We start from the raw sequence: 20878 nt of genomic DNA on the forward strand, positions 1-20878 counted from the left end.
TCCAACTCCCCTCAGGCTGCACGCGTGGTGCGCTTCTCGATGCGCTTTTCAAAAGTGCCGCAGATGATGCGGTCAACGAAGATGCCGGGGGTGTGGATCTGGTCCGGGTCCAGTTCGCCCACCTCGACGATCTCCTCGACCTCCACCAGCGTCTTGCGGCCAGCCGTCGCCATCATCGGATTGAAGTTGCGCGCGGTCTTGCGGTAGATGAGGTTGCCTTCCTTGTCGGCCTTCCAGGCCTTGACGAGGGAAACATCGGCGATGAGGCCGGTTTCCAGAATGTAGGTCTCGCCGTTGAAGTCCTTGTGCTCCTTGCCCTCGGCAATCAGCGTGCCGACACCGGTCTTGGTGTAGAAGCCGGGGATGCCCGCCCCGCCAGCACGGATGCGCTCGGCCAGGGTGCCCTGCGGATTGAACTCCAGCTCCAGTTCGCCATTGAGATACTGGCGCTCGAAGGTGGCATTCTCGCCCACGTAGGAGGAGATCATCTTGCGGATCTGGCGGGTCTGCAGCAGCAGGCCGAGGCCGAAGTCATCCACGCCCGCATTGTTGGAAATGGCGGTAATATCCTTCGTGCCGCTGTCGCGCAGGGCCGTGATGAGATTTTCCGGGATACCGCAGAGGCCGAAACCACCGGCCATGATGGTCATTCCGTCAAACACAAGCCCCTCGAGGGCGGCCTTTGCGTTCGGGTACACCTTGTTCATCGTTGTCTCCTCAAGTCTGGCCATGGCCCTCAAGCCCTGCCCGGCACAGCGCGCGCGCGCTCACGGCAGTCCTCCCGCAGCCCCGGCCGCACCGGACAGTCCGGTTCGGCCCTCTGGCCAGGTTGCAACGCAACAAGACTAAGATTTTCGGCAGGCGTCAACTGGCAGAAAGGCTGGAACGGCTTTTCCCGCCCCATCAGGCAGGTGAAAGTCATGAGACATTTCAGAAGGCGGCGCATCCGGATGGAAAGCGCAGGTCCTATTCATCCGCCCCGGACTGGGCCCTCGTCTCGGAGCGCAGACGGCGGGCAATGCGTTTCAGGCGCCGGAGGGCGAGATAGGCGCTGCCTGCCGCCGTGAGCGCCCGCTCAAAATACAGCGTCTCGACTGGGTCGCCTCCAAAGCGCTGCTTGTAGAACTGGACGCCCGCACCAAAGCACAGCTCGTTGTAGCCTGAGGCTTCCGCCCATTCGATCAGCTTGGCAAAGAGCACCAGCCCTGGCGAGAACCGGTGCCATTTTGCATCTCCCATGGAGATGAGTGTCGCGCTGACCATGCTGTTGTGGCACAGAACGCAGATGGCCCCGGCGATTTCACCATCCTGCGCCTGGAGGGCAAAGACCTCGACAGGCCCTTCCAGCAGGTCATCGTAGTAACGTCCTTGCGAGGCATCCTGCTCCAGCAGGTTCGCCCAGCCCTTTTCCGCAAAGCGCAGCGCTCTCTGGCGGCGCAATTCCCGCAGGAAGTCAGCCTTCTGCTCCACGCCACCGGCCTGAACGAAGCTTACACCCTCGGCCTGCAGCTTGCGGTACTTGCCCCGCGCCTCCTTGTAGACCGACCTCTTGCGCCAGCCACCGGCGCCATAGCCGCCTTCGAGGTCCAGAACATATGTCGGTTCGGCTTCGGGCTGGCGCAGCACATGAAACAGCGGGTTGGGAAAGCCACTGATGCGCGGCGGCATCTTGGCAAAGCGGACCAGATCCACATCGCGCAGTGCCTCGTCGATCAACGGCCAGACGGCTCCGCCCTCGAAAGGCTGAAACGGTGCTTCGCTGGCAAGTACGGGCGCGCAAAGATCGGCCAGATCAAAGTCGGGCATACCGCCGATCCGCAACGGACCGCGGCGGGAGACCATCAGGGGAACCAGCATCCGGGTACGGCCGGTCACCGCATCGCGCACCTCCAGAAGGCGCATCTGCGCGCCCGATGAGGCCGCCACATGGCGGTTAAGGGCGTCCAGCACGTCCGGGCGCTGAAATGCGGTGGCAATGGCATTTCCCGGAAGAGAGGCAAACAGACGCCCCAGCAGAGGCCGTGTGACCTCCCGGTGGAGGACGCCACGAACGCCGCTCGCTGCCTCAACAGCAGCCGAGCCCAAGATCTGCGGCTCCGCGGAAACGCTCTCCACCCGGAACTCCTGATACGCAAACACATGAAACAGGCCGAATCCAATACAGCGGACCCGGTGTGCAGGAGTTTAGGGAAGAATTCTAAAGCAACCCTTCATGCACCGGGCACCCGGCGCGATTTCAGACAGCAGGCAGTAGGTATCACCCCGGATGATCTGCCGCCCGGGATGACTTCAGCCTCAAGGATGGTCAGCCCTTTGCCGCGATCGCCCGGCGCTGGTCACGCTCGCGCTGCAGCTCGCTGCGCCGCGTCAGAACCGAAGTGGCGATGACGACGGCGGTCACAATGGTCACCAGGATCGTGCAGACCGCATTGATTTCCGGCGTTACGCCGAGGCGCACCTGCGAATAGATCTTCATCGGCAGCGTCGTGGCGCCAGGCCCCGTGGTGAAACTGGCGATCACCAGATCATCCAGTGACAGGGTGAAGGCCAGCATCCAGCCGGCAATGACACCCGGCAGGATCAGCGGCAGGGTGATGACGAAGAAGGTGCGAGCGGGCGGACAGCCGAGATCCTGCGCGGCTTCCTCCAGCGAGCGGTCAAACCCGACAAGGCGCGACTGCACCACCACCGCCACATAGCAGGCGGCGAACGTGGTGTGGGCCAGCATGATTGTCCAGAAACCGCGCGCCTGATCGATGGCCACGAAGAGCAGCAGCAGCGACAGGCCGAGGATGACTTCCGGCATCACCAGCGGAGCGAAGATCATGCCCGAGAACAGCGTGCGGCCCGGGAACCGGCCGAAACGCACCAGAACAAGGGCCGCGAGCGTGCCAACAATGGTAGCGAAGGTCGCGGAGAGAAAGGCCACCCGCAAGGTAACTCCGGCCGCTTCCAGAAGCTGCTGATTGTTCATCAGCTCCGCATACCACTTGGTCGAAAACCCGCCCCAGACGGTCACAAGACGCGACTCGTTGAAGGAGAAGACAACCAGAATGACGATCGGCAGGTAGAGGAAGGAAAACCCCAGAACCAGCGATGTGACGTTGAACCAGGAGGGACCGTTTCTCATGCCGCCTTCTCCGATGCCTTCTGCTGCTGCCGCTGGAACAGCACGATGGGAATGACCAGAATGAGCAGCAGCACCACCGCCACAGCGGAGGAAACCGGCCAGTCACGGTTGTTGAAGAACTCAAGCCACAGGGTCTTGCCGATCATCAGCGTCTGCGAGCCGCCAAGCAGATCGGGGATGACGAACTCGCCGACGGCCGGAATGAACACCAGGAAGCAGCCTGCGATGACACCGGGAAGCGACAGCGGAAAGGTGATCCTCCAGAAGGCTTTCCAGGGCGGGCAGCCCAGGTCCTGAGCAGCCTCGAGCAGGCTCTCGTCCAGCTTTTCAAGGCTGGCATAAAGCGGCAGCACCAGGAAGGGCAGATAGGAATAGACGATGCCGATATAGACGGCGATGTTGGTGTTCAGGATACTGAGCGGCTGGTCGATGACACCCACCCACAGCAGCAGCTGGTTGAGCAGGCCCTCATTCTTCAGGATGCCGATCCAGGCGTAGACGCGGATCAAGAACGAGGTCCAGAACGGAAGGATGACCAGCATCAGCAGCGTTGGCCGCCAGGACTTCGGGCTGCGGGCCATGCCATAGGCGATCGGGTAGCCCACCAGCAGCGTGATGAAGGTGGAAACAGCAGCAATAGTGACGCTCGACAGATAGGAGCGCCAGTAGAGGTCATCCTCGATCAGCCAGACATAGTTCTCGAAACTGAGTTCCGAGAAGGCTTCCTTGAAGCCGTCCCAGCCGGCAGACCAGTCGAACACCGGCGCATAAGGCGGGATCGAGACCGCGACATGCGACAGCGAGATCTTGAAGACGATGAAGAAGGGAACAAGGAAGAACAGCATCAGCCAGGCATAGGGAATGCTGATGACCAGCCACTTTCCCAGCTTGCCCTTGAGTTTTTCAAGACCGGTTTCTTCCATCGCCCCCGTCCCTTCCAAGAAGCCGTTCCGCAGATGCCTGCAGGATCTGCGGCCTGTGACGCCCAGCGCTCTGCGCTTCTGCCTCAGTTTGTGAGGATCACGCCTGCATCCCGCCCCCAGGACAGGACCACCTTGTCATCCCAGCCGATCGGCCGTTCGACGAGACGGGTGCGGTTGGTCACTGTCGAGCGCATGGTCATGCCCTCTCCGGCGCGCGAATGGTAGACGGACATGTCGCCCAGATAGGCAATGTCCCAGACTTCGGCGCTCACCTTGTTGACCGCGCCCGGCTCGTGCGTGCCGTGCTCGATGGTGATTTTTTCGGGACGGACAGCATACCAGACCGTTTCACCTACGGCGGCGCCGGTTTCCTGCAGCGTATCGATGACGAAGCCGCCATGGTCTCCGCTGACGGACAGTTTCGTTCCGCCTTCGCCGCGCTCGGCCACGGTGGCCTCGATCAGATTGATGTCGCCGATGAAATCGGCCACGAAACGGCTGTTCGGCGTTTCGTAGATTTCGGCAGGCGTTGCCACCTGAATGATCTTGCCCGCATCCATGACTGCGATACGGTCGGCCATGGTCATGGCCTCTTCCTGATCATGCGTGACGACGAGGAAGGTCATCTTAAGCTCTTCCTGAAGCGTCATCAGCTCGAACTGGGTTTCCTCGCGCAGCTTGCGGTCCAGAGCGCCCAGCGGCTCGTCCAGCAGCAGAACCTTCGGCCGCTTGGCGAGCGAACGGGCGAGCGCGACGCGCTGGCGCTGGCCGCCGGAGAGCTGGTGCGGCTTGCGCTTGCCGAATTTCTCCAGCTTGGTCAGGCGCAGCATTTCGGCCACGCGCGCCTCGATGTCCGCCTTGGCCATGCCGTCCTGCTTCAGACCGAAGGCGATATTGGCCTCGACACTCATATGCGGGAACAGCGCATAGGACTGGAACATCATGTTGACGGGGCGGCGGTAGGGCGGCACGCCGGACAGGCTCTGGCCATCCAGCAGGATCTCGCCTTCGGTCGGTGTTTCGAAGCCGGCCAGCATGCGCATCATCGTCGTCTTGCCGCAGCCCGAACCACCGAGCAGGGCGAAGAACTCGCGCTCATAGATCTTGAGGCTGAGGTTATCAACGGCGGTAAAGTCACCGAAGCGCTTGGTCACATTGCGGAATTCGATGAAAGGGACCGACTGGGGATTTTCCCAGGGTGCAAAGGACCGCCGTACCGGTCCGATCGGTTTCTTGGCCAAATTCCACCCCCAACGCTACCGGAAATAATCCAGCTTCCCACCCCTTGGGATGCCTGGTCAGAAGCCCGGCGCAGCCCGTGCCGCGCCGGGGCAGAGACTGTCAGCGGCCGCTCTTGACCTTGGTCCAGACGCGGTTCTGAATGCGGTTGATCTTCGCATCCTTGGTCGACACGGTGTAGAGCTTCTGGATCGTCTCCGCATCCGGGTAGATGGCGGTGTCTTCCAGGACTTCCTTGTTCAGCAGCGGCTGGCTGTCCTTGTTGCCATTGGCATAGAACACATAGTTGGACGCCTTGGCGATGACTTCCGGACGCATCATGTAGTTCAGGAACTCATGCGCCTCGGCAACGTTCTTGGCGTCAGCCGGGATCGCCATGTTGTCGAACCACATCAGCGCGCCTTCCTTCGGGATCGTGTACTCGACGGTGACGCCATTGTTGGCTTCTGCGGCACGGTCGCGCGCCTGCAGGATGTCCCCGGACCAGCCCACGGCGATGCAGGCATCACCATTGGCCAGTGCGTTGATGTACTCCGAAGAATGGAACTTGGTGATGTACGGCTTGATCGTCGCAAGCAGCTCGCCGGCCTTTTCGATGTCATCAGCATTGTCGCTGTCCGGGTTGAGACCCAGATAGTTCAGCGCTGCCGGAATGATTTCTTCCGGCGTGTCGAGCACGAAGATGCCGCAGTCGGCAAATTTGGAGACTACCTCCGGCTTGAACACCAGATCCCAGCTGCCGATCGGAGCGTCAGGCATGCGCTCCTTGATCTTGTCGACGTTGTAGCCGATGCCGGTGGTGCCCCACATGTAGTTGATGGCATGCTCGTTGCCCGGGTCATACTTGGTCAGGCGCTCGGAAATTTCCGGCCACATGTGCACGAGGTTCGGCAGTTTGGACTTGTCGAGCTTCTGGAACACACCAGCCTGGATCTGGCGGCCAAGGAAAGTGCCCGTCGGAACCACGATGTCATAGCCGGTGCCACCGGCCAGCAGCTTGGTCTCGACCGTCTCGTTGCTGTCAAAGACGTCGTAGACGACGCGGATGCCGGTCTCCTTGGTGAAGTCAGTCAGGATCGATTCGTCGATATAATCCGACCAGTTGTAGACATTCACCACGCGCTCCTGCGCGGTTGCAGTGCCTGCCAGAATGGCGGTGAGCGCGACACCTGAAAGAATGACCTTCAACATCTGTTCCGTCTCCACTGATTGCAGCGGGCCTGCGCCCGGTTTTTCTCGCATAGCCGCCGTGCCGGAGGCGTGGCCGCGACCGGCCAGCGTCTATGCCATTGCCAGTGAGACTAGAAGCGAAATCTCAAAGGCTCAACAGCTTGATAGCCCTCCGGCGATCATTTTTGCGGCACCCTCCGCCTTTCCTTTCAGCACGGTTGCACGTCACAAATATGTCTGCCGCTCCAGGCTGGAAATCTCGCGGCCAAAAGACGTCAGTTCCTCGCGCTTGATGTCAGTCAGGACCTTGTGCATGTGGGCCCCGACCGCTTCCTTCATCCGCTCCGAGGCAACGAAGGCATCGATGGCTTCATCCATCCAGGGCGTCAGGCGCTTGTAGCCCTTCTCATAGGCGTTGCCCTCGACCGGCGGCGGCGGCATCACCCCGGCGCTGATGCCTTCCAGCATCCCTGCAATGACACCGGTGAGCACCAGATAGGGGTTGGCATCTGCGCCCGCGATCCTGTGCTCGATGCGCGAGGCAGCCGGCTTGCTGGCCGGAACGCGTAAGGCCACCGAGCGGTTGTCATAGCCCCAGCAGATCGATGTCGGTGCGTAGGAACCCGGCTGCATGCGGCGGAAGCCGTTGAAAGTGGAGATATAGAGCAGCAGCGACTGGGGCATGGTGTCGAGCAGACCGGCGATGGCGTGCTGGAGGCGTGTCTCCCCCTCCACCGGGTCAGCGAAAATGTTGCCTTGCTCGTTCTCCAGCGACACGTGCACATGCATGCCGTTGCCGGGCCAGTCGACGAACGGCTTGGCCATGAACGAAGCCTTGAGGCTGTGCTTGCGGGCAACACCCGCCACGAGCCGGCGCAGCAGCACGGCATCATCGGCGGCCATCAGCGCATCGCGCCGGTGATGCAGGTTAAGCTCGAACTGTCCGGGCGCTGCTTCCGACACGGCCGCATCGGCCGGAATGCCCTGCAACTCGGCACCGCGCCGGATCTCGTCCACCAGCGTCATCAGCGATTCAAGATCCGACAGGGCATACATGTTCTGCCGGGCCGGGCCGAGATGGGTGGCAAAGACCGGCTTCGGCGGCCCGCTCCAGTCGCCTTCGCTTTCCTCGAAGAGATAGAATTCCAGTTCGAAGGCCGCCGTCGCCGACAGTCCGTGGCTGGCGAGCTTGCCGTTCATCCGGTCCAGCACATGGCGCGGGTCGATGAGGAAGGGTTTGCCCTCCCGGTCATACATGTGCATCAGAACCTGTGCCGTCTTGCGGGCGGCCCAGGGCACCAGTGTCAGCGTGCGGGCAATCGGCCAGCACACGCCGTCCATATCGCCCGTCTCGATGTGAAGGCCGGTTTCCTCCACCTCACGCCCCCAGACGTCCACGCCGAACAGCGCGAAGGGCAGCGCAACGCCTTCCTCGAACACCTTGCGGATTGCCGTGCCAGGCAGCCACTTGCCGCGCAGCACGCCATTGGTGTCCGGCAGGATCACCTCAAAGGTGTCGATGTCCGGGTGCTCAGCCAGAAAGCGCTCCAGCACCTCCTCCCAACCCTCATCCTCCGGGCGCACCCAGGTCTGGCGGGGAATCGTATGCATGATGGCTCTCCTTCCGGCGTCAGCGGTGTCCGCACGGCCTTGTGGCCCGCAGTTGCACCGTGAGGCAAATTGTGATCACGTTGCAGAAGGACTGTCAAGCGCGTCTGCCCAAGCGGCAAGCATGCCTGCCTGAAATGCAAGACCGAAAGGGCCAGCCAAAGTGGCAAAGACCGGAGCCTCGAACGAGCCCCCGCCAGCGGGTGCTGCAGCACACCGCCCCCAGGAGCAGGGCTATGAAAAAACCGCCGAGCGCGGTGTGGCGCGCGGCCATGTGGACCGCAGCATCCGCCACGCTCTGATCACGGGCCGCTTCATACCCGGCAAGGCCGTGACCTTGCGCGGCCTTGCTGCCGAGCTTGGCGTCAGCCCGATGCCGGTGCGCGAGGTGATCCAGCGGCTGGCTGCCGAAAACGCCCTGTCGATCCGGGCCAGCGGCCGGGTGCAGGTGCCGGACATGACGCCCGAGCGCTTTGACGAGATCCTGCGCGCCCGTCTGCTGCTGGAACCGGAGCTGGCCCGCCGCGCCCTTCCCGCCCTAGGCAAGGCCGATGCGAAGGAGCTCGAGGACATCGACAACCGCATGGATGTCAGCATCGCCAGCGGCGATGCGGAAGGCTACATGCGGCTCAACCATGCCTTCCACTTCCGCATCTATTCCGCCGCCCGCTCCACGGTGCTGCTGCCTTTGGTGGAGAGCCTATGGCTGCAATTCGCCCCCTTCATGCGCACCGTCTATGGGCGCCTTGGCACGGCCGTTCTGGTGGACCATCACAAGGAGGCCATAGCTGCCATCCGCCAGCGCAAGGACGAGGCGCTCGCCGCCGCCATTGCTGCAGACATTCAGGATGGCATGGACTTCATCGAACAGGCCCAGGGACGGACCGGCCAACCGGCTCGAACAGAAAACAGTTGACCGCACGCATTTTGTGATCACAAAATCAGAATAACTGGACGGACGAGGATGCAGCTCATCAACCGGCAAGAGGAACCGGAAAACTGCATCTGCTTGACGGAACGCCATCCGGGCGCAAGATGCCTGCGCCCGGCGTTGCAATGCGGCATGCGCCAATCCGGGCTGACACCGATATGCAGGAGCCCAGCGTGAGCAAGAAGAAGAAAGCCCAGCCCGTGACGAGCCCGCGCGGCGTGGCGGATATGGCGGCGGCCCAGACCTGGCTTGCCGAGCGTGGCATCGAAGACATCGAATGTATTGCCCCGGACCTTGCCGGCGTTGCACGCGGCAAGATGATGCCGGCGGAGAAATTTCTCTCCGGCCCGGTCATGACCATGCCGTCCTCGATCTTCGCCCAGACGATTTCCGGTGACTATCCGGAGGATGATGACCGTTTCCAGCACAATCCGATCGACGGCGACCTCTATTTCCGCCCCGACTATTCGACGCTGACCACCGTTCCGTGGGAAACCGATCCGACGGCGCAGCTGATCCACGATGCCTACACCCGTGACGGCATTCCGGTGGAGACCGCGCCGCGCAACGTGCTCAAGCGCGTGCTCGGCCTTTATGAGGAAAAGGGCTGGCAGCCGGTGATCGCGCCGGAAATCGAGTTCTATCTCGTGCGCCCCAACACCGACCCAGATTACCCGCTGGAGCCGCCGACCGGCCGGTCGGGCCGCCCGGAAGCCGGACGCCAGTCCTATTCCATCTCGGCGCTGAACGAGTTCGATGATCTCATCGACGATATCTACGACCTGTCGGAAAAGCAGGGGCTGGAAATCGACACGCTGATCCACGAGGAAGGCGCGGCGCAGATGGAGATCAACCTGCGCCACGGCCATCCGCTGGAACTGGCCGATCAGGTGTTCCTGTTCAAGCGCACCATCCGCGAAGCAGCGCTGCGGCATGACATGTATGCCACCTTCATGGCCAAGCCCATGTCGAACCAGCCGGGCTCTGCCATGCACATCCACCAGTCGCTGACGGACATGGAGACCGGCCGCAACATCTTCTCCAACGAGGATGGCGAGGCGACGCGCGAGTTCCTGTCCTTCATCGCCGGCCACCAGCAGTACCTGCCGAACGTGACCTGCCTGATGGCCCCTTACGTGAACTCCTACCGCCGCTTCTCCCGCAACACGGCGGCACCGGTCAACGTCTACTGGGGCTACGACAACCGCACGGTCGGCCTGCGCGTGCCCTATTCCAAGCCCGATGCACGCCGCCTCGAAAACCGGGTGCCCGGCTCGGATGTGAACCCCTATCTCGCCATCGCGGCCTCCCTCGCCTGCGGCTATCTCGGCATCGAGGGCAAGCTGCAGCCGGATGAGCCGCGCATGTCCGATGCCAGCAACATCCAGCAGTCGCTGCCGCGCGGCCTGATCGAGGCGGTGACGCTTTTCGAGGAATGCGAGGAACTCACCGAGGTCTTCGGCGAGAAGTTCGTCGCCACCTACCGGGCGATCAAGCAGGAAGAGTTTGAGACCTTCATGTCCGTGATCAGCCCCTGGGAGCGGGAATACCTCCTGCTCAATGTCTGAAATCCCGCCGGGCGGGGGCGCAACTCCAGCCCCTGCCCGGCCTTAACGCCCGACGGAGCCTGAAATGACCGGTGTATCCAACCGCTACCCGACCGCAGAGCTGCGTGCCCTTGATGCGGCACATCATTTCCATCCCTTCACGGATACGCTCCAGCTCAATGCGGAAGGCAGCCGGGTGATCACCAATGCCAAGGGCGTTTGGCTGACCGATTCCGATGGCAACCGCATTCTGGACGGCATGGCCGGCCTGTGGTGCGCCCAGATCGGCCATGGCCGCGAGGAAGTCGCCGAGGCGGTTTACAAGCAGATGCTGGAACTGCCCTACTACAACACCTTCTTCAAGACGACCCATCCGCCGGTCATCGCCCTGTCGGAGAAGCTGGCGGAAATCGCCCCGCCGAATTTCAACCGCACCTTTTTCTGTTCGTCCGGCTCCGAGGCCAACGACACCGTATTCCGCATGGTCCGCTTCTACTGGGACCAGATGGGCAAGCCCGGGAAGAAGGTGATCATCGGCCGCTGGAACGGCTATCACGGCTCGACGCTGGCCGGCACCAGCCTTGGCGGCATGAAGGCGATGCACGAGCAGGGCGATTTGCCGGTGCCGGGCGTGCGCCACATCGACCAGCCCTACTGGTTCGGCGAGGGCGGCGACATGTCTCCGGAAGACTTCGGCATCGCCGTCGCCCGCCAGCTTGAGCGTGCGATTGACGAGATCGGTGAGGACAAGGTGGCTGCCTTCATCGCCGAGCCGATTCAGGGGGCTGGCGGCGTCATCATTCCGCCCTCGACCTACTGGCCGGAAATCTCCCGCATCCTGAAGGAACGCGACATTCTTTTCGTCGCCGACGAGGTGATCTGCGGCTTTGGCCGCCTCGGCACCTGGTTCGGCTCCGAGTATTTCGGCATTGAGCCGGACCTGATGCCAATCGCCAAGGGCCTGACTTCCGGCTACCTGCCCATGGGCGGCGTGCTGGTGTCGGACAAGGTGGCAGAAGGCGTCATCGGCAAGGGCGGCGAGTTCTATCACGGCTACACCTACTCCGGCCACCCGGCCTGCGCGGCCGCAGCTCTGGTCAATCTTGAGATCATCCAGCGCGAGAAGCTGGTGGAGCGGGTGGCCAATGACATCGGCCCCTACCTGCAGGCCCGCTGGCGTGCGCTTGGCGATCATCCGCTGGTGGGTGAAGCCCGCATGACCGGGCTTGTCGGCGCGCTGGAGCTGGTACCGGAAAAGGGCAACCGCAAGAAGGCCTTTGCCGACACCGGCACCGTCGGCACCCTCTGCCGCGACATTTCCTTCGGCAACGGGCTGATCATGCGCGCCGTGCGCGACAGCATGATCATCTCCCCGCCGCTGGTCATCAGCCACGATGAAGCCGACCAGCTCGTCGCCCTCGCCCGCAAGACGCTGGACGACACCTGGGCCGAGCTGAAGCGTCAGGGCAAGGTCGCCGCCTGAAACGGCCAACTTCGCAAGATCGCATGGTCCGCCGCATGGCCGCCGCCCTGCGGGGGATTTTGCATTCAAGGCTCATTTCACTGCGCGCCCATCTCCTGCCACAAACCTGTTGAACATTATCATTCCGTAACGTGACCGCCATCACAGTGGAACAACACGGCTCCGGCTACGTTGTCACCATGAACTCAAGACAGAGCTGCCCGTCTGGCCCGGCCAGAAAGGCAGAATCTTCCGGAGAAGGGGGCTTCGCCATGTTGAGCCGAGCGACCAGAATAGCGTCGGCATCGCTTCTGTCAGCAGCCGTTGTGCTTGCAGCTGTCTCTACGGCGGAGGCAGGCCGCCGCCACCACCGTCATCACGGCCATGGCTGGGAGACAGGCGCTGCCATTGTTGGCGGGCTTGCAGCCGGGGCGCTCATTGGCTCGGCCCTGTCTGCGCCGCGCTATCCTGCACCGGTCTACGTGGCCCCGCCGCCGCCACCGGTCTATCATTACCGTCCGGCGCCCCGCGTCTATTACCAGCAGCCGGCACCGGTTCATTACCGCCCGGCGCCATGGAGCCCGGCCTGGTATCAGTACTGCTCGTCGCGGTACCGGTCGTTTGACCCCAGAACCGGCTACTTCCGCAGCTACTCCGGCCGCTACGTTTTCTGCCAGTAGGCACCACTGTTTTCAGCAGACCTTTAGCCTGGACGGCCCGCCGCCCAGGCACCAGACTTTTTGACTTAAAATTTCGCGAAGGGCGGCCTTATTTCAGGCCTGCGCCGTCAGGAGGCGCTGGAATCAGGCACTTGCCTGATTTGCCCAAAATCTTGTCTGGCAAACGACTGCCAGCCCAACCGGCCCTCGTCCTTCGGGACGGGGGCCTTTTCTTTTCCGCTCCAGCCAGCTGACAGATCTCAGGACTGGCCGCCTGGCGCGGCTCTCAACGCCCCGCGCACCGCATTTTCCAGCGCCTGCAGAAAGCGGGACCGGTCCTGCCGGGAGAAGGATGGACCGCTTTCACGGATCTCGCCGATTTCACGCAGATGCGTCTTCAGGTCCCGCATGGCCAAAGCAAGGCCCACGTCGCGGAAGGGCTTGCCCGAGGGGCCCAGCACGATGGCACCTGCCTTGACGCAGCGGGATGCCAGCGGCACGTCTGCCGTCACGACGACATCACCGGGCGCTGCGCGCTCTGCGATCCAGTCGTCGGCGACATCCAATCCCTCGGACACGACCACCCGCTGCACCAGTTCACTCTCCGGCAGGCGCATGAAGGCGTTGGAGACGAAGATCATCTGCAGCCCATGCCGCTCTCCGACGCGCACCACCTCTTCCTTCACCGGGCAGGCATCCGCATCGATGTAAATGACCGTCATGCAGAGGCCTTTCCGGCAGCCAGATAGGCGAGAATGCCATCGGCTGCTGCCATGCCCGTCGCAAAACAGGCCTGCAGCAGATAGCCGCCGGTGGGTGCTTCCCAGTCCAGCATTTCCCCGGCGGCAAAGACACCGGGACGCTGGCGCAGCATCAGACCTTCATCGAGCGCCTCAAGCCGGATGCCCCCGGCCGTCGAAATCGCCCGTTCCATGCCGCTGGTGCCCGTCAGCTTCAGCTGCACCTGCTTGATGGCGGCTGCAAGGGCCTCCGGGGAGCTATCCTGAGGCGTTGCGGACTCCCGCAGGAGCGCCACTTCCACGGGCAGCAGGCCCGCAGCCTTGCGCAGGAAGGTGGAAAGCGATTGCTTGGCCCGTGGCCTCGACAGGCGGCTGGCGAGCGTTGCCACGTCCATGTCCGGGCGCAGGTCAATGGAGAGCACAGCTTCTCCCTCGCTGGCGATCGCCTCGCGAAGAGCAGCCGACAAGGCATAGACCGCACCGCCCTCGATGCCCGTGCGGCTGATCATCGCCTCCCCGCGCTGGCGGATATCCCCGTGCGCCAGTTCGATACGCTTCAGCGGCTGACCGGCAAAACGCTCCGCAAAGAACGGTGACCAGTTGCACAGGAAGCCGCAATTGGACGGGCGCAGCGGCGCCACGTCCACACCCCAGCCTTCCACCACGGAGAGCCAGTCCCCGCGCGAGCCAAGGCGGGGCCAGCTGCCACCGCCCAGCGCCAGAAGCGTGGCACGGGCCGGCAGAGCCTCCAGCGAACCGTCCTGAGCGCGGAAGAGATTGCGGCCTTCAGCGTCCTGCCCTTCCCAGGTCTGACGCAGGCGGAATGTGACCCCCTGCTTCTCCAGCCTGGCGAGCCAGGCACGCAGCAGCGGCGAGGCCTTCATCGCCTTCGGAAACACACGTCCGCTGGAGCCTACAAAGGTCTCCTGCCCCAGATCTTCGGCAAATCGGCGCAGCGTCTGAGGGTCAAACCGGTGGATCAAAGGCTCAAGAAAGGGACGGCCGCTGCCGTAGCGTTCCAGAAAGGCTCCGATGTCTTCGGAATGCGTCAGATTGAGCCCGCCGCGGCCTGCCAGCAAAAACTTGCGCGCAGGTGAAGCCATACGATCGAGGACCGTAACTTTATTCCCTGCCGCCGAAAGTTTATCCGCAGCTGCCAAACCCGCAGGACCAGACCCTACGATTACCACATCCGTCATTTTACCAATTTATCCTGATGTTCCAGACCTATTTCTTGCCGCATCGCAAAATTTTACGGAAAAATTTCATTTTCCCTTTTGCTTACCCCTAAAAATTTGCAGCAAACAGGATTTTATTAGCAAATAGGGCTGCTTGCTGATGTCAGGAGCCCGAGTGGCGGGAATCGGTTTTCGAACTCATCAGCCCGCCAGAGCCCCGGCCAGATGCATGGAGATTGGATCATGGCGGAGACACAGAAGCTTATTCTTGTTGTCGATGCAGACGTCAAGGTGCTGACGGCGTTTCAGCAGCTGCTTGGCAGCAAGTTCCAGATAGCCACGGCTCGCAGCGGCGTCGAGGCGACCGCCTGGATCGAGCGCAACACGTCTGTCGCTGTCGTCATTTCCAGTCTCAATCTGCCCGACATCAACGGCATCGAGTTTCTGAGATCCGTAACAGAACTCGCACCAGTTGCGGCCCGCATCATGCTGACGGCCGACCGCTCACTGGAAGTGGCAAGACGGGCGGTCAATGAGGCGAATGTCCTCATGCATCTGCTGAAGCCATGCCCGGCCGACGAGATCGAGAATGCCATCCGTTCCGGACTTGCCTACCACAACCGGGTTCTGAAGGAGAAGAACCTGCTGGAGAAGACACTCTCCGGTTCGGTGAAGCTGCTGATCGACATGCTGGCCCTGTTCCACACGGACGCCTTCCGCAAGACGACCGTCATGCGTCAGCAGGCACTGAAGGTGGCCAAGGCGCTCGGGCTCAAGAAGATCTGGGAACTGGAGATGGCGGTCATGTTCTCGCCGCTCGGTGAGGCGCTGCTGCCGCGGGAAATCCTCTCCCGCTACCGTTCGGCCAAGACCCTGACGGACCCCCAGCGTGAATTGCTCGCCCGCGCTCCGGAGCAGAGCCGGGATCTGTTGCGCAACATTCCCCAGTTCGAGCGGATTGCCGAGGTGCTGTATTACTCGGGCAGAGGCTTTGATGGCTCGGGCTTTCCCACGGATGGCCCGACCGGCAAGGACATTCCGCTGCACTCGCGCATTCTCAAGATCCTGATCGACCTGTGGTACGCAAGCCCGGACACGGGCGTCGATCTGGCCGCCTTTGAAGCGCTGAACATCAACCGGCGGCAATACGATCCGGCGCTGCTGAAAGTCGTCAGGGCATGCCTGCTGGAAACGGAACAAAGCCTCACCGAGCGCTTCCAGACCGTCGCCTGCCATATCCGCGCCCTGCGTCCCGGTGACATTCTCATCGACGACATCATCACTGATGGCAGCCATGAACTGGTCCTGTCACGCGGTCACCAGCTGACGGAAACGACCATCAAGCGCCTGTCGCAGTTCGACCGCCTGACCGGCCTGCGTCAGCCAATCCGGGTGAAGCGGCAGGAAGTGCTCTTTGCAGATCCTGTGTCTGGTGCAACCTCAGCCCCCTCGGCAGCTCCGGCCGACCGCAGCAAGATGCCGTCGCCAGGCCAGGGACAGCAGGTCCACGCCCAGTTGGATGGCTCGCAGCAGCAGCAGGGCATGACCGCAGTGACAGAAAACCTTATCGGCTAGGCAGACAGAACCAGTGCTCTCAACTGGAGGACCGCTGCTTGTCGAGCATCTTGAGGATGCGCACGAACCGGCCAAAGGACTGGATCGTCGCAAAGGCATAGCCCTTCCAGCCTGCAAAGATAAAGCGCCGCATGATCAGGTACTTCAGCATCTCGACCGGAAATTCGGTGACGAGACGCAGGCGCAGCAGCAGCCCGTTCTTTTTCTTCTGTGTGGCAGCCGCCAGATCTGACGTGTAGTTCAGCTTGGCAATCGCGTGACCCCAGGTGCGGAACGAGAAGTGATGCTGCCGGCCCTTCAGGATGCCGGTGGTGAAGCCTTCATCCACATCCATGCGGTCGTAGGACGGCTCCAGCCGGATGCGGGCGTGTTTCAGATTGTACAACCGGGGCACCTTGCGGTAGTCGGCAAAGGGGCGCGGCCGGTCATCGCCCGGCAGCACCATGGTGTTGCGCACCAGATAGCAGGCGTGCTGTGGCTCACCGTTCCGGAACAGGCCAGCAATCTCCTGCCGCAGCTCCGGCGTCACCACTTCATCGGCATCGATGTAGAAGACCCAGTCATTGCGGCACTGCTTTTCACCAAAGCTCCGCTGCGGCCCGAAGCCGGCCCACGGATTGCTGATCACCCGTGCCCCGAAAGAATGGCATATGGCCACCGTGCCATCGGTCGAGCCGGAGTCGATGACGACGATCTCCCGCCCCAGCCCCTGCACGCTCTGCAAGGTGCGGCCGATGCGGTCTCCTTCGTTGAAGCAGCGGATCAGGACGGAGATCGGGGCAGAAACGTCGGACATGCAACCACCAGACCGGAGAAACGGGCTTGAAAGCAGGCGGACAGGCGGAAACGGGAAGCACTGCGTCACGGGCTGTCCGGCTGCGAGGTATTGCGGAAAAGTTTGATCGGATCAAGCGGGATGGATAAACAGGCCCACACGGCGAAGCCCCCGAGAGGAAACTCCTCCGAGAGACAGGACGGCAGGCACATGATGCAAGGCGCATTTCTCAGACGCTTCCGCAGGCTGCGGCATAATCTGTGCAACTATGTGCTGATCTGGTTCCTGCGCGGCGACAAACCCTCCCCCTTTGCCAGCGCGCTGCTGATCCCCTTGCATGAAAAGGACCTGCCCTTCTTCCGCGAGCATATCAGCACGACGCTGAAAAACCTTGTTCAGCCTGTTGATGAGCTCGTCCTTGTGGGCACGGCGAAAGCCTGCGCAGAGCTGGACGGCTTCTCGGTCGACGGTTGCGCGGTGCGCATCATCCCGGAAGCGCAGGTGTTGCCCGCAGACTTCTCCGCACAGGGCTTCACGGACAGTGAGGGCAAGAAACGCAGCGGCTGGATCACCCAGCAGATCATCAAGCTCAGCTGGCCTGCCTACATCGGGTCAGAAAGCTGCATCGTTCTGGATGCGGACACCTTCATCAACCGCCCGGCCAGCTATATCAGCGCCGAAGGACACTACTGGCTGTTCACGGCAGACGATGAAAACCCCGGCTGGAACAGCTTTGTCGAGAAAGCCCTCGGCCGCCCGAAGCAGTTTCCATGGTCACTGGTGGCGCACACGATGATCTTCCGGCGCGGGGCCATGGCCGCCCTGCAGGCTCACATTGAGCAGCGCTTCAACCAGCCCTGGCTGGAAGCGCTTCAGTCACTGGTGAAGGACAGGGCAGACCACTTCTCGGAATACGAGCTTTACGGGACGTTCGTCTGCGAGCATCAGGACTTCGGCTACCGGCACCGCTACTTCTACAATGTGAAGCGGACCAAGAAGGGCACGTTCCTGAAAGGCATGCGGCTGCGCCTGTCCCGGTTCATCTCCAATCATGTGAAGACCGACTAATACCAATGCTCGATGAGCCTGGCTCATCGAGCATTGGTTAAGCCCGCGCGGCGCTTGAGCATTTTAAAGGCATGATGCGTCAGCATCGAAATCCTTGGTATAACCCGTCTTTAAGGGACGAGCATCCGCGTCAGAACGGATCCTTGCGCAGGCCCGCGTAATAGAGCTTCTTGCGGATGGAGCGCATCAGCTTGCCGAGCTTGCTTTTCGGCCGCGGTGGCATCGTCGGGTCAGTTACATTGCGCTTCTGGCCGATATGCCGCGCAACACCCGGCAGCAGATAGGCAACGCGCTTGCCATCCTGCTTGATGACGGCCGACATCTTGTCATGGAAATGCTGGGCAAAAGGCGCATAGGATTCGTACAGCGCCTTGGTGATCAGCCCCGGATTGCTGGACCAGCCGAAGAACTCGGGATGGGCATCAGCCCGCATCAGGCGGAAATCAACGCCCGCAACCGCCAGCGGATCCGACTTCTCCCGGAACTTTTCCTTGATCTCGTCATAGGCACGCAGCGACACATTGGCGATTTCCGGATGGGTCTCCAGTGCCCGGATCGCAGCTTCCCAGTTGACCGGACCATCGAACTGCCAGTCATCTTCCAGATGGAAGATGTAGGGCGTTGTGGCCGTCGAATAGAGCCTGTCGATGGAGGCCATCAGGCCCATGCGCTCGGGACTGGAGATAACTTCCGCCCAGGGGTAGGTCCGCCGCACTTCATCGATGATGGCGCCGTCTCTGGAATCCTCATGGATCAGAAATTTGCCGCCCGTGTTGAACCGGCGGAAGGAGGCAAGCGTCTCGGCCAGCAGATCCAGCCGCCCGCAGCTGGTGACGCAGATCGTGACAGTTCCGGGAATTTCGGCCGCAGCAGTCATCGGATTTGCATGCCTCTTTTGCGCATTTGAGGACCTAGCCACCGGAGTTTGCGCAACTGCGTCACCGGGGCCGGAATAAGCCGCAGATACCATTTGGCCATGTGGCTGGCAACCGGCTGGCGCGCCACCAGCCATACGCACAAAAAGGCCGGGTTCCGACGGAACCCGGCCTCAAAACTTTCGGCAACACTTTAAGTAATTTTTACGTATGGAATGACGCTCTTATCGGGGCTTTTGATGACAGGCGTATGACCTGGGGGGCAGTCAGATACATTTTCCGCCCGCGACCGGGTTCTGACGGTGCCAGACACTCCCCCAAACAGAGGAGGCAAAACCTGCTGGCCATGCGGCGCGGGACGGGCTTATGTTACGTTAAAGTCAATTGAGGCTTTGCCCCGTGACAGAAAAGGACATCCGCAGCCGGAGCTGCCGGATGCCAGTGGAGGATCCCGGAATGACAGCGGCAATCGTTGGATGGGCGCACCTGCCTTTTGGCCGGCACGCGGAGGAAACCGTCGAGAGCATGATCGTCAAGGTGGCCGTTGACGCCATCAGTGACGCAGGTCTGGAGCCGAAGGATATCGGCGAGATCTATCTCGGCCATTTCAACGGCGGCTTCTCTGCCCAGGATTTCACGGCCTCGCTGGTGTTGCAGGCGGACCCTGCCCTGCGCTTCACCCCCGCCACCCGCGTGGAGAACGCCTGTGCAACCGGCAGCACGGCGGTTCATATGGGCGTGCGTGCCATCAGTGCGGGCGCAGCGCGTTTCGTGCTGGTCGTGGGTGTCGAGCAGATGACCACGACGCCGGGGCCGGAAATTGGCCGCAACCTGCTCAAAGCCTCCTATCTTGCTGAAGAAGGTGACGTTCAAGGCGGCTTCGCTGGTGTCTTCGGCAAGATTGCAGAGACCTATTTCCAGCGCCACGGCGACCAGTCGGACGCACTTGCCCGCATTGCCGCCAAGAACCACAAGAACGGCGTCAACAACCCTTATGCCCAGATGCGCAAGGACCTCGGCTACGAGTTCTGCCGCAATGAAGGCGAGAAGAACCCCTTCGTCGCAGGCCCGCTGAAGCGCACGGACTGCTCGCTTGTCTCGGATGGCGCAGCCGCTCTGGTGCTGACGGATACGGCCACTGCTCTTGGCATGAAGAAGGCTGTTGCCTTCCGCTCGCTCGCCCATGTGCAGGATTACCTGCCCATGTCCAAGCGCGACATTCTGAAGTTCGATGGCTGCCGCCATGCCTGGGGGCAGGCCCTGACGCAGGCGCGGATGGGTCTGGAGGACCTGTCCTTCGTTGAAACACACGACTGCTTCACCATCGCCGAGCTGATCGAATACGAGGCCATGGGGCTTGCGCCGGAAGGCCAGGGCGCGCGTGCCATCCTTGAAGGCTGGACCGAAATGGACGGCAAGCTGCCGGTCAACCCATCCGGCGGTCTGAAGGCCAAGGGCCACCCGATCGGCGCCACGGGCGTGTCCATGCACGTGCTGACGGCCATGCAGCTGACTGGGGAAGCGGGCGGCATTCAGGTGAAGAATGCCGAAGTCGGCGGCATCTTCAACATGGGCGGCGCGGCCGTCGCCAACTATGTGTCGATCCTGCAGGCGCTGAAGTGATTTGAATCTGTCTTTGGGCCGGAGCAGAGGCTCTGGCCCAAAGACGTGTCAGCTCAGGAAGAGACCTTCATCAGCACGATGCCACTGATGATGAGAAGCGCTGCCGCCACACGCGCAGGCGAGACCACTTCGCCGAGCATGATGACGCCAAGCACAAAGGCTCCCACAGCGCCAATGCCGGTCCAGATGGTGTAGGCCGTGCCAAGCGGCAGATCGCGCATGGCAAGCGTCAGCAGCGCGAAGGAGCCGATCATGCCGACGATCATGACAAGGGTCGGGACAGGCCTTGTGAAACCGTCTGACAGCTTCATCGCATAGGCCCAGACGACTTCGAGAACTCCGGCAGCAAGCAGATAAATCCAGGACATATTGACC

19 protein-coding genes are annotated in these 20878 nt (G+C 62.0%); 7 read left to right on the forward strand and 12 right to left on the reverse strand.

What is annotated here, in order from left to right:
- Nucleotides 1-11 precede the first annotated feature (11 nt).
- The 7 genes from H163_RS0103915 to H163_RS0103945 all read right to left on the reverse strand — a co-directional run bounded on the left by H163_RS0103915 (nucleotide 12) and on the right by H163_RS0103945 (nucleotide 8073).
- Nucleotides 12-707: a CoA transferase subunit A gene (locus tag H163_RS0103915; protein ID WP_019963242.1), complete on the reverse strand. Its 696-nt coding sequence runs from the start codon at nucleotides 705-707 to the stop codon at nucleotides 12-14.
- Nucleotides 708-966: 259 nt separating this feature from the next.
- The gene (locus tag H163_RS0103920; protein ID WP_026355422.1) at nucleotides 967-2115 is read right to left on the reverse strand and encodes a GNAT family N-acetyltransferase; all 1149 of its coding nucleotides are present in this window, start codon (nucleotides 2113-2115) and stop codon (nucleotides 967-969) included.
- Nucleotides 2116-2305: 190 nt separating this feature from the next.
- On the reverse strand, nucleotides 2306-3130 hold the full coding sequence (locus tag H163_RS0103925) for an ABC transporter permease (protein WP_019963244.1): 825 nt from the start codon (nucleotides 3128-3130) through the stop codon (nucleotides 2306-2308).
- Nucleotides 3127-4053: an ABC transporter permease subunit gene (locus H163_RS0103930; RefSeq protein ID WP_019963245.1), complete on the reverse strand. Its 927-nt coding sequence runs from the start codon at nucleotides 4051-4053 to the stop codon at nucleotides 3127-3129. The genes H163_RS0103925 and H163_RS0103930 overlap by 4 nt, the downstream gene beginning before the upstream one ends.
- 83 nt (nucleotides 4054-4136) lie before the next feature.
- Nucleotides 4137-5294, reverse strand: coding sequence for an ABC transporter ATP-binding protein (locus H163_RS0103935; RefSeq protein WP_019963246.1), 1158 nt, complete (start codon nucleotides 5292-5294; stop codon nucleotides 4137-4139).
- 100 nt (nucleotides 5295-5394) lie between these two features.
- Nucleotides 5395-6483 carry a polyamine ABC transporter substrate-binding protein gene (locus H163_RS0103940; RefSeq protein WP_026355423.1) on the reverse strand — a complete coding sequence of 363 codons (1089 nt, stop codon included), beginning with the start codon at nucleotides 6481-6483 and terminating at the stop codon, nucleotides 5395-5397.
- Nucleotides 6484-6687: 204 nt separating this feature from the next.
- Complete coding sequence (locus H163_RS0103945; RefSeq protein ID WP_019963248.1) at nucleotides 6688-8073, reverse strand: glutamine synthetase family protein; 1386 nt, start codon at nucleotides 8071-8073, stop codon at nucleotides 6688-6690.
- A 160-nt stretch (nucleotides 8074-8233) separates the two neighbouring features.
- Here H163_RS0103945 and H163_RS0103950 point away from each other — a divergent pair, with 160 nt between their 5' ends.
- The 4 genes from H163_RS0103950 to H163_RS0103965 all read left to right on the forward strand — a co-directional run bounded on the left by H163_RS0103950 (nucleotide 8234) and on the right by H163_RS0103965 (nucleotide 12690).
- Nucleotides 8234-8986, forward strand: coding sequence for a GntR family transcriptional regulator (locus H163_RS0103950; RefSeq protein ID WP_019963249.1), 753 nt, complete (start codon nucleotides 8234-8236; stop codon nucleotides 8984-8986).
- 173 nt (nucleotides 8987-9159) lie between these two features.
- Nucleotides 9160-10569, forward strand: coding sequence for a glutamine synthetase family protein (locus tag H163_RS0103955; RefSeq protein ID WP_051105322.1), 1410 nt, complete (start codon nucleotides 9160-9162; stop codon nucleotides 10567-10569).
- Between the two features lie 64 nt (nucleotides 10570-10633).
- Complete coding sequence (locus H163_RS0103960; RefSeq protein ID WP_019963251.1) at nucleotides 10634-12031, forward strand: aspartate aminotransferase family protein; 1398 nt, start codon at nucleotides 10634-10636, stop codon at nucleotides 12029-12031.
- A 251-nt stretch (nucleotides 12032-12282) separates the two neighbouring features.
- The gene (locus H163_RS0103965) at nucleotides 12283-12690 is read left to right on the forward strand and encodes a BA14K family protein (RefSeq protein ID WP_026355425.1); all 408 of its coding nucleotides are present in this window, start codon (nucleotides 12283-12285) and stop codon (nucleotides 12688-12690) included.
- A gap of 239 nt (nucleotides 12691-12929) precedes the next feature.
- On the opposite strand, the gene H163_RS0103970 is transcribed toward H163_RS0103965, so the two are convergent.
- Both H163_RS0103970 and H163_RS0103975 read right to left on the reverse strand, forming a co-directional pair.
- The gene (locus H163_RS0103970; RefSeq protein ID WP_019963253.1) at nucleotides 12930-13391 is read right to left on the reverse strand and encodes a YaiI/YqxD family protein; all 462 of its coding nucleotides are present in this window, start codon (nucleotides 13389-13391) and stop codon (nucleotides 12930-12932) included.
- The gene (locus tag H163_RS0103975) at nucleotides 13388-14608 is read right to left on the reverse strand and encodes a BaiN/RdsA family NAD(P)/FAD-dependent oxidoreductase (RefSeq protein WP_026355426.1); all 1221 of its coding nucleotides are present in this window, start codon (nucleotides 14606-14608) and stop codon (nucleotides 13388-13390) included. Before H163_RS0103975 ends, H163_RS0103970 begins: the two co-directional genes overlap by 4 nt.
- Before the next feature lie 222 nt (nucleotides 14609-14830).
- On the opposite strand from H163_RS0103975, the gene H163_RS0103980 reads away from it, so the two are divergent.
- Nucleotides 14831-16162 (forward strand): HD domain-containing phosphohydrolase, encoded by a 1332-nt coding sequence (locus H163_RS0103980; protein ID WP_115336397.1) that lies wholly within the window; start codon nucleotides 14831-14833, stop codon nucleotides 16160-16162.
- 19 nt (nucleotides 16163-16181) lie between these two features.
- Here H163_RS0103980 and H163_RS0103985 read toward each other — a convergent pair whose 3' ends face one another.
- Nucleotides 16182-16958 (reverse strand): glycosyltransferase family 2 protein, encoded by a 777-nt coding sequence (locus H163_RS0103985; RefSeq protein ID WP_019963256.1) that lies wholly within the window; start codon nucleotides 16956-16958, stop codon nucleotides 16182-16184.
- Nucleotides 16959-17147: 189 nt separating this feature from the next.
- On the opposite strand from H163_RS0103985, the gene H163_RS0103990 reads away from it, so the two are divergent.
- A complete protein-coding gene (locus H163_RS0103990) occupies nucleotides 17148-18005 on the forward strand; it encodes a DUF6492 family protein (protein ID WP_019963257.1) in 858 nt (285 codons plus the stop codon).
- Between the two features lie 130 nt (nucleotides 18006-18135).
- On the opposite strand, the gene H163_RS22155 is transcribed toward H163_RS0103990, so the two are convergent.
- On the reverse strand, nucleotides 18136-18882 hold the full coding sequence (locus H163_RS22155; RefSeq protein ID WP_019963258.1) for a glycosyltransferase: 747 nt from the start codon (nucleotides 18880-18882) through the stop codon (nucleotides 18136-18138).
- Between the two features lie 454 nt (nucleotides 18883-19336).
- Between H163_RS22155 and H163_RS0104000 the strand changes: the two genes are divergently transcribed.
- Nucleotides 19337-20503 carry an acetyl-CoA acetyltransferase gene (locus tag H163_RS0104000; RefSeq protein ID WP_026355427.1) on the forward strand — a complete coding sequence of 389 codons (1167 nt, stop codon included), beginning with the start codon at nucleotides 19337-19339 and terminating at the stop codon, nucleotides 20501-20503.
- 53 nt (nucleotides 20504-20556) lie between these two features.
- On the opposite strand, the gene H163_RS0104005 is transcribed toward H163_RS0104000, so the two are convergent.
- On the reverse strand, nucleotides 20557-20871 hold the full coding sequence (locus tag H163_RS0104005; RefSeq protein WP_019963260.1) for a DMT family transporter: 315 nt from the start codon (nucleotides 20869-20871) through the stop codon (nucleotides 20557-20559).
- Nucleotides 20872-20878: the final 7 nt, after the last annotated feature.

This window comes from Pannonibacter phragmitetus DSM 14782, assembly GCF_000382365.1.
Classification (GTDB): Bacteria; Pseudomonadota; Alphaproteobacteria; order Rhizobiales; family Stappiaceae; genus Pannonibacter; species Pannonibacter phragmitetus.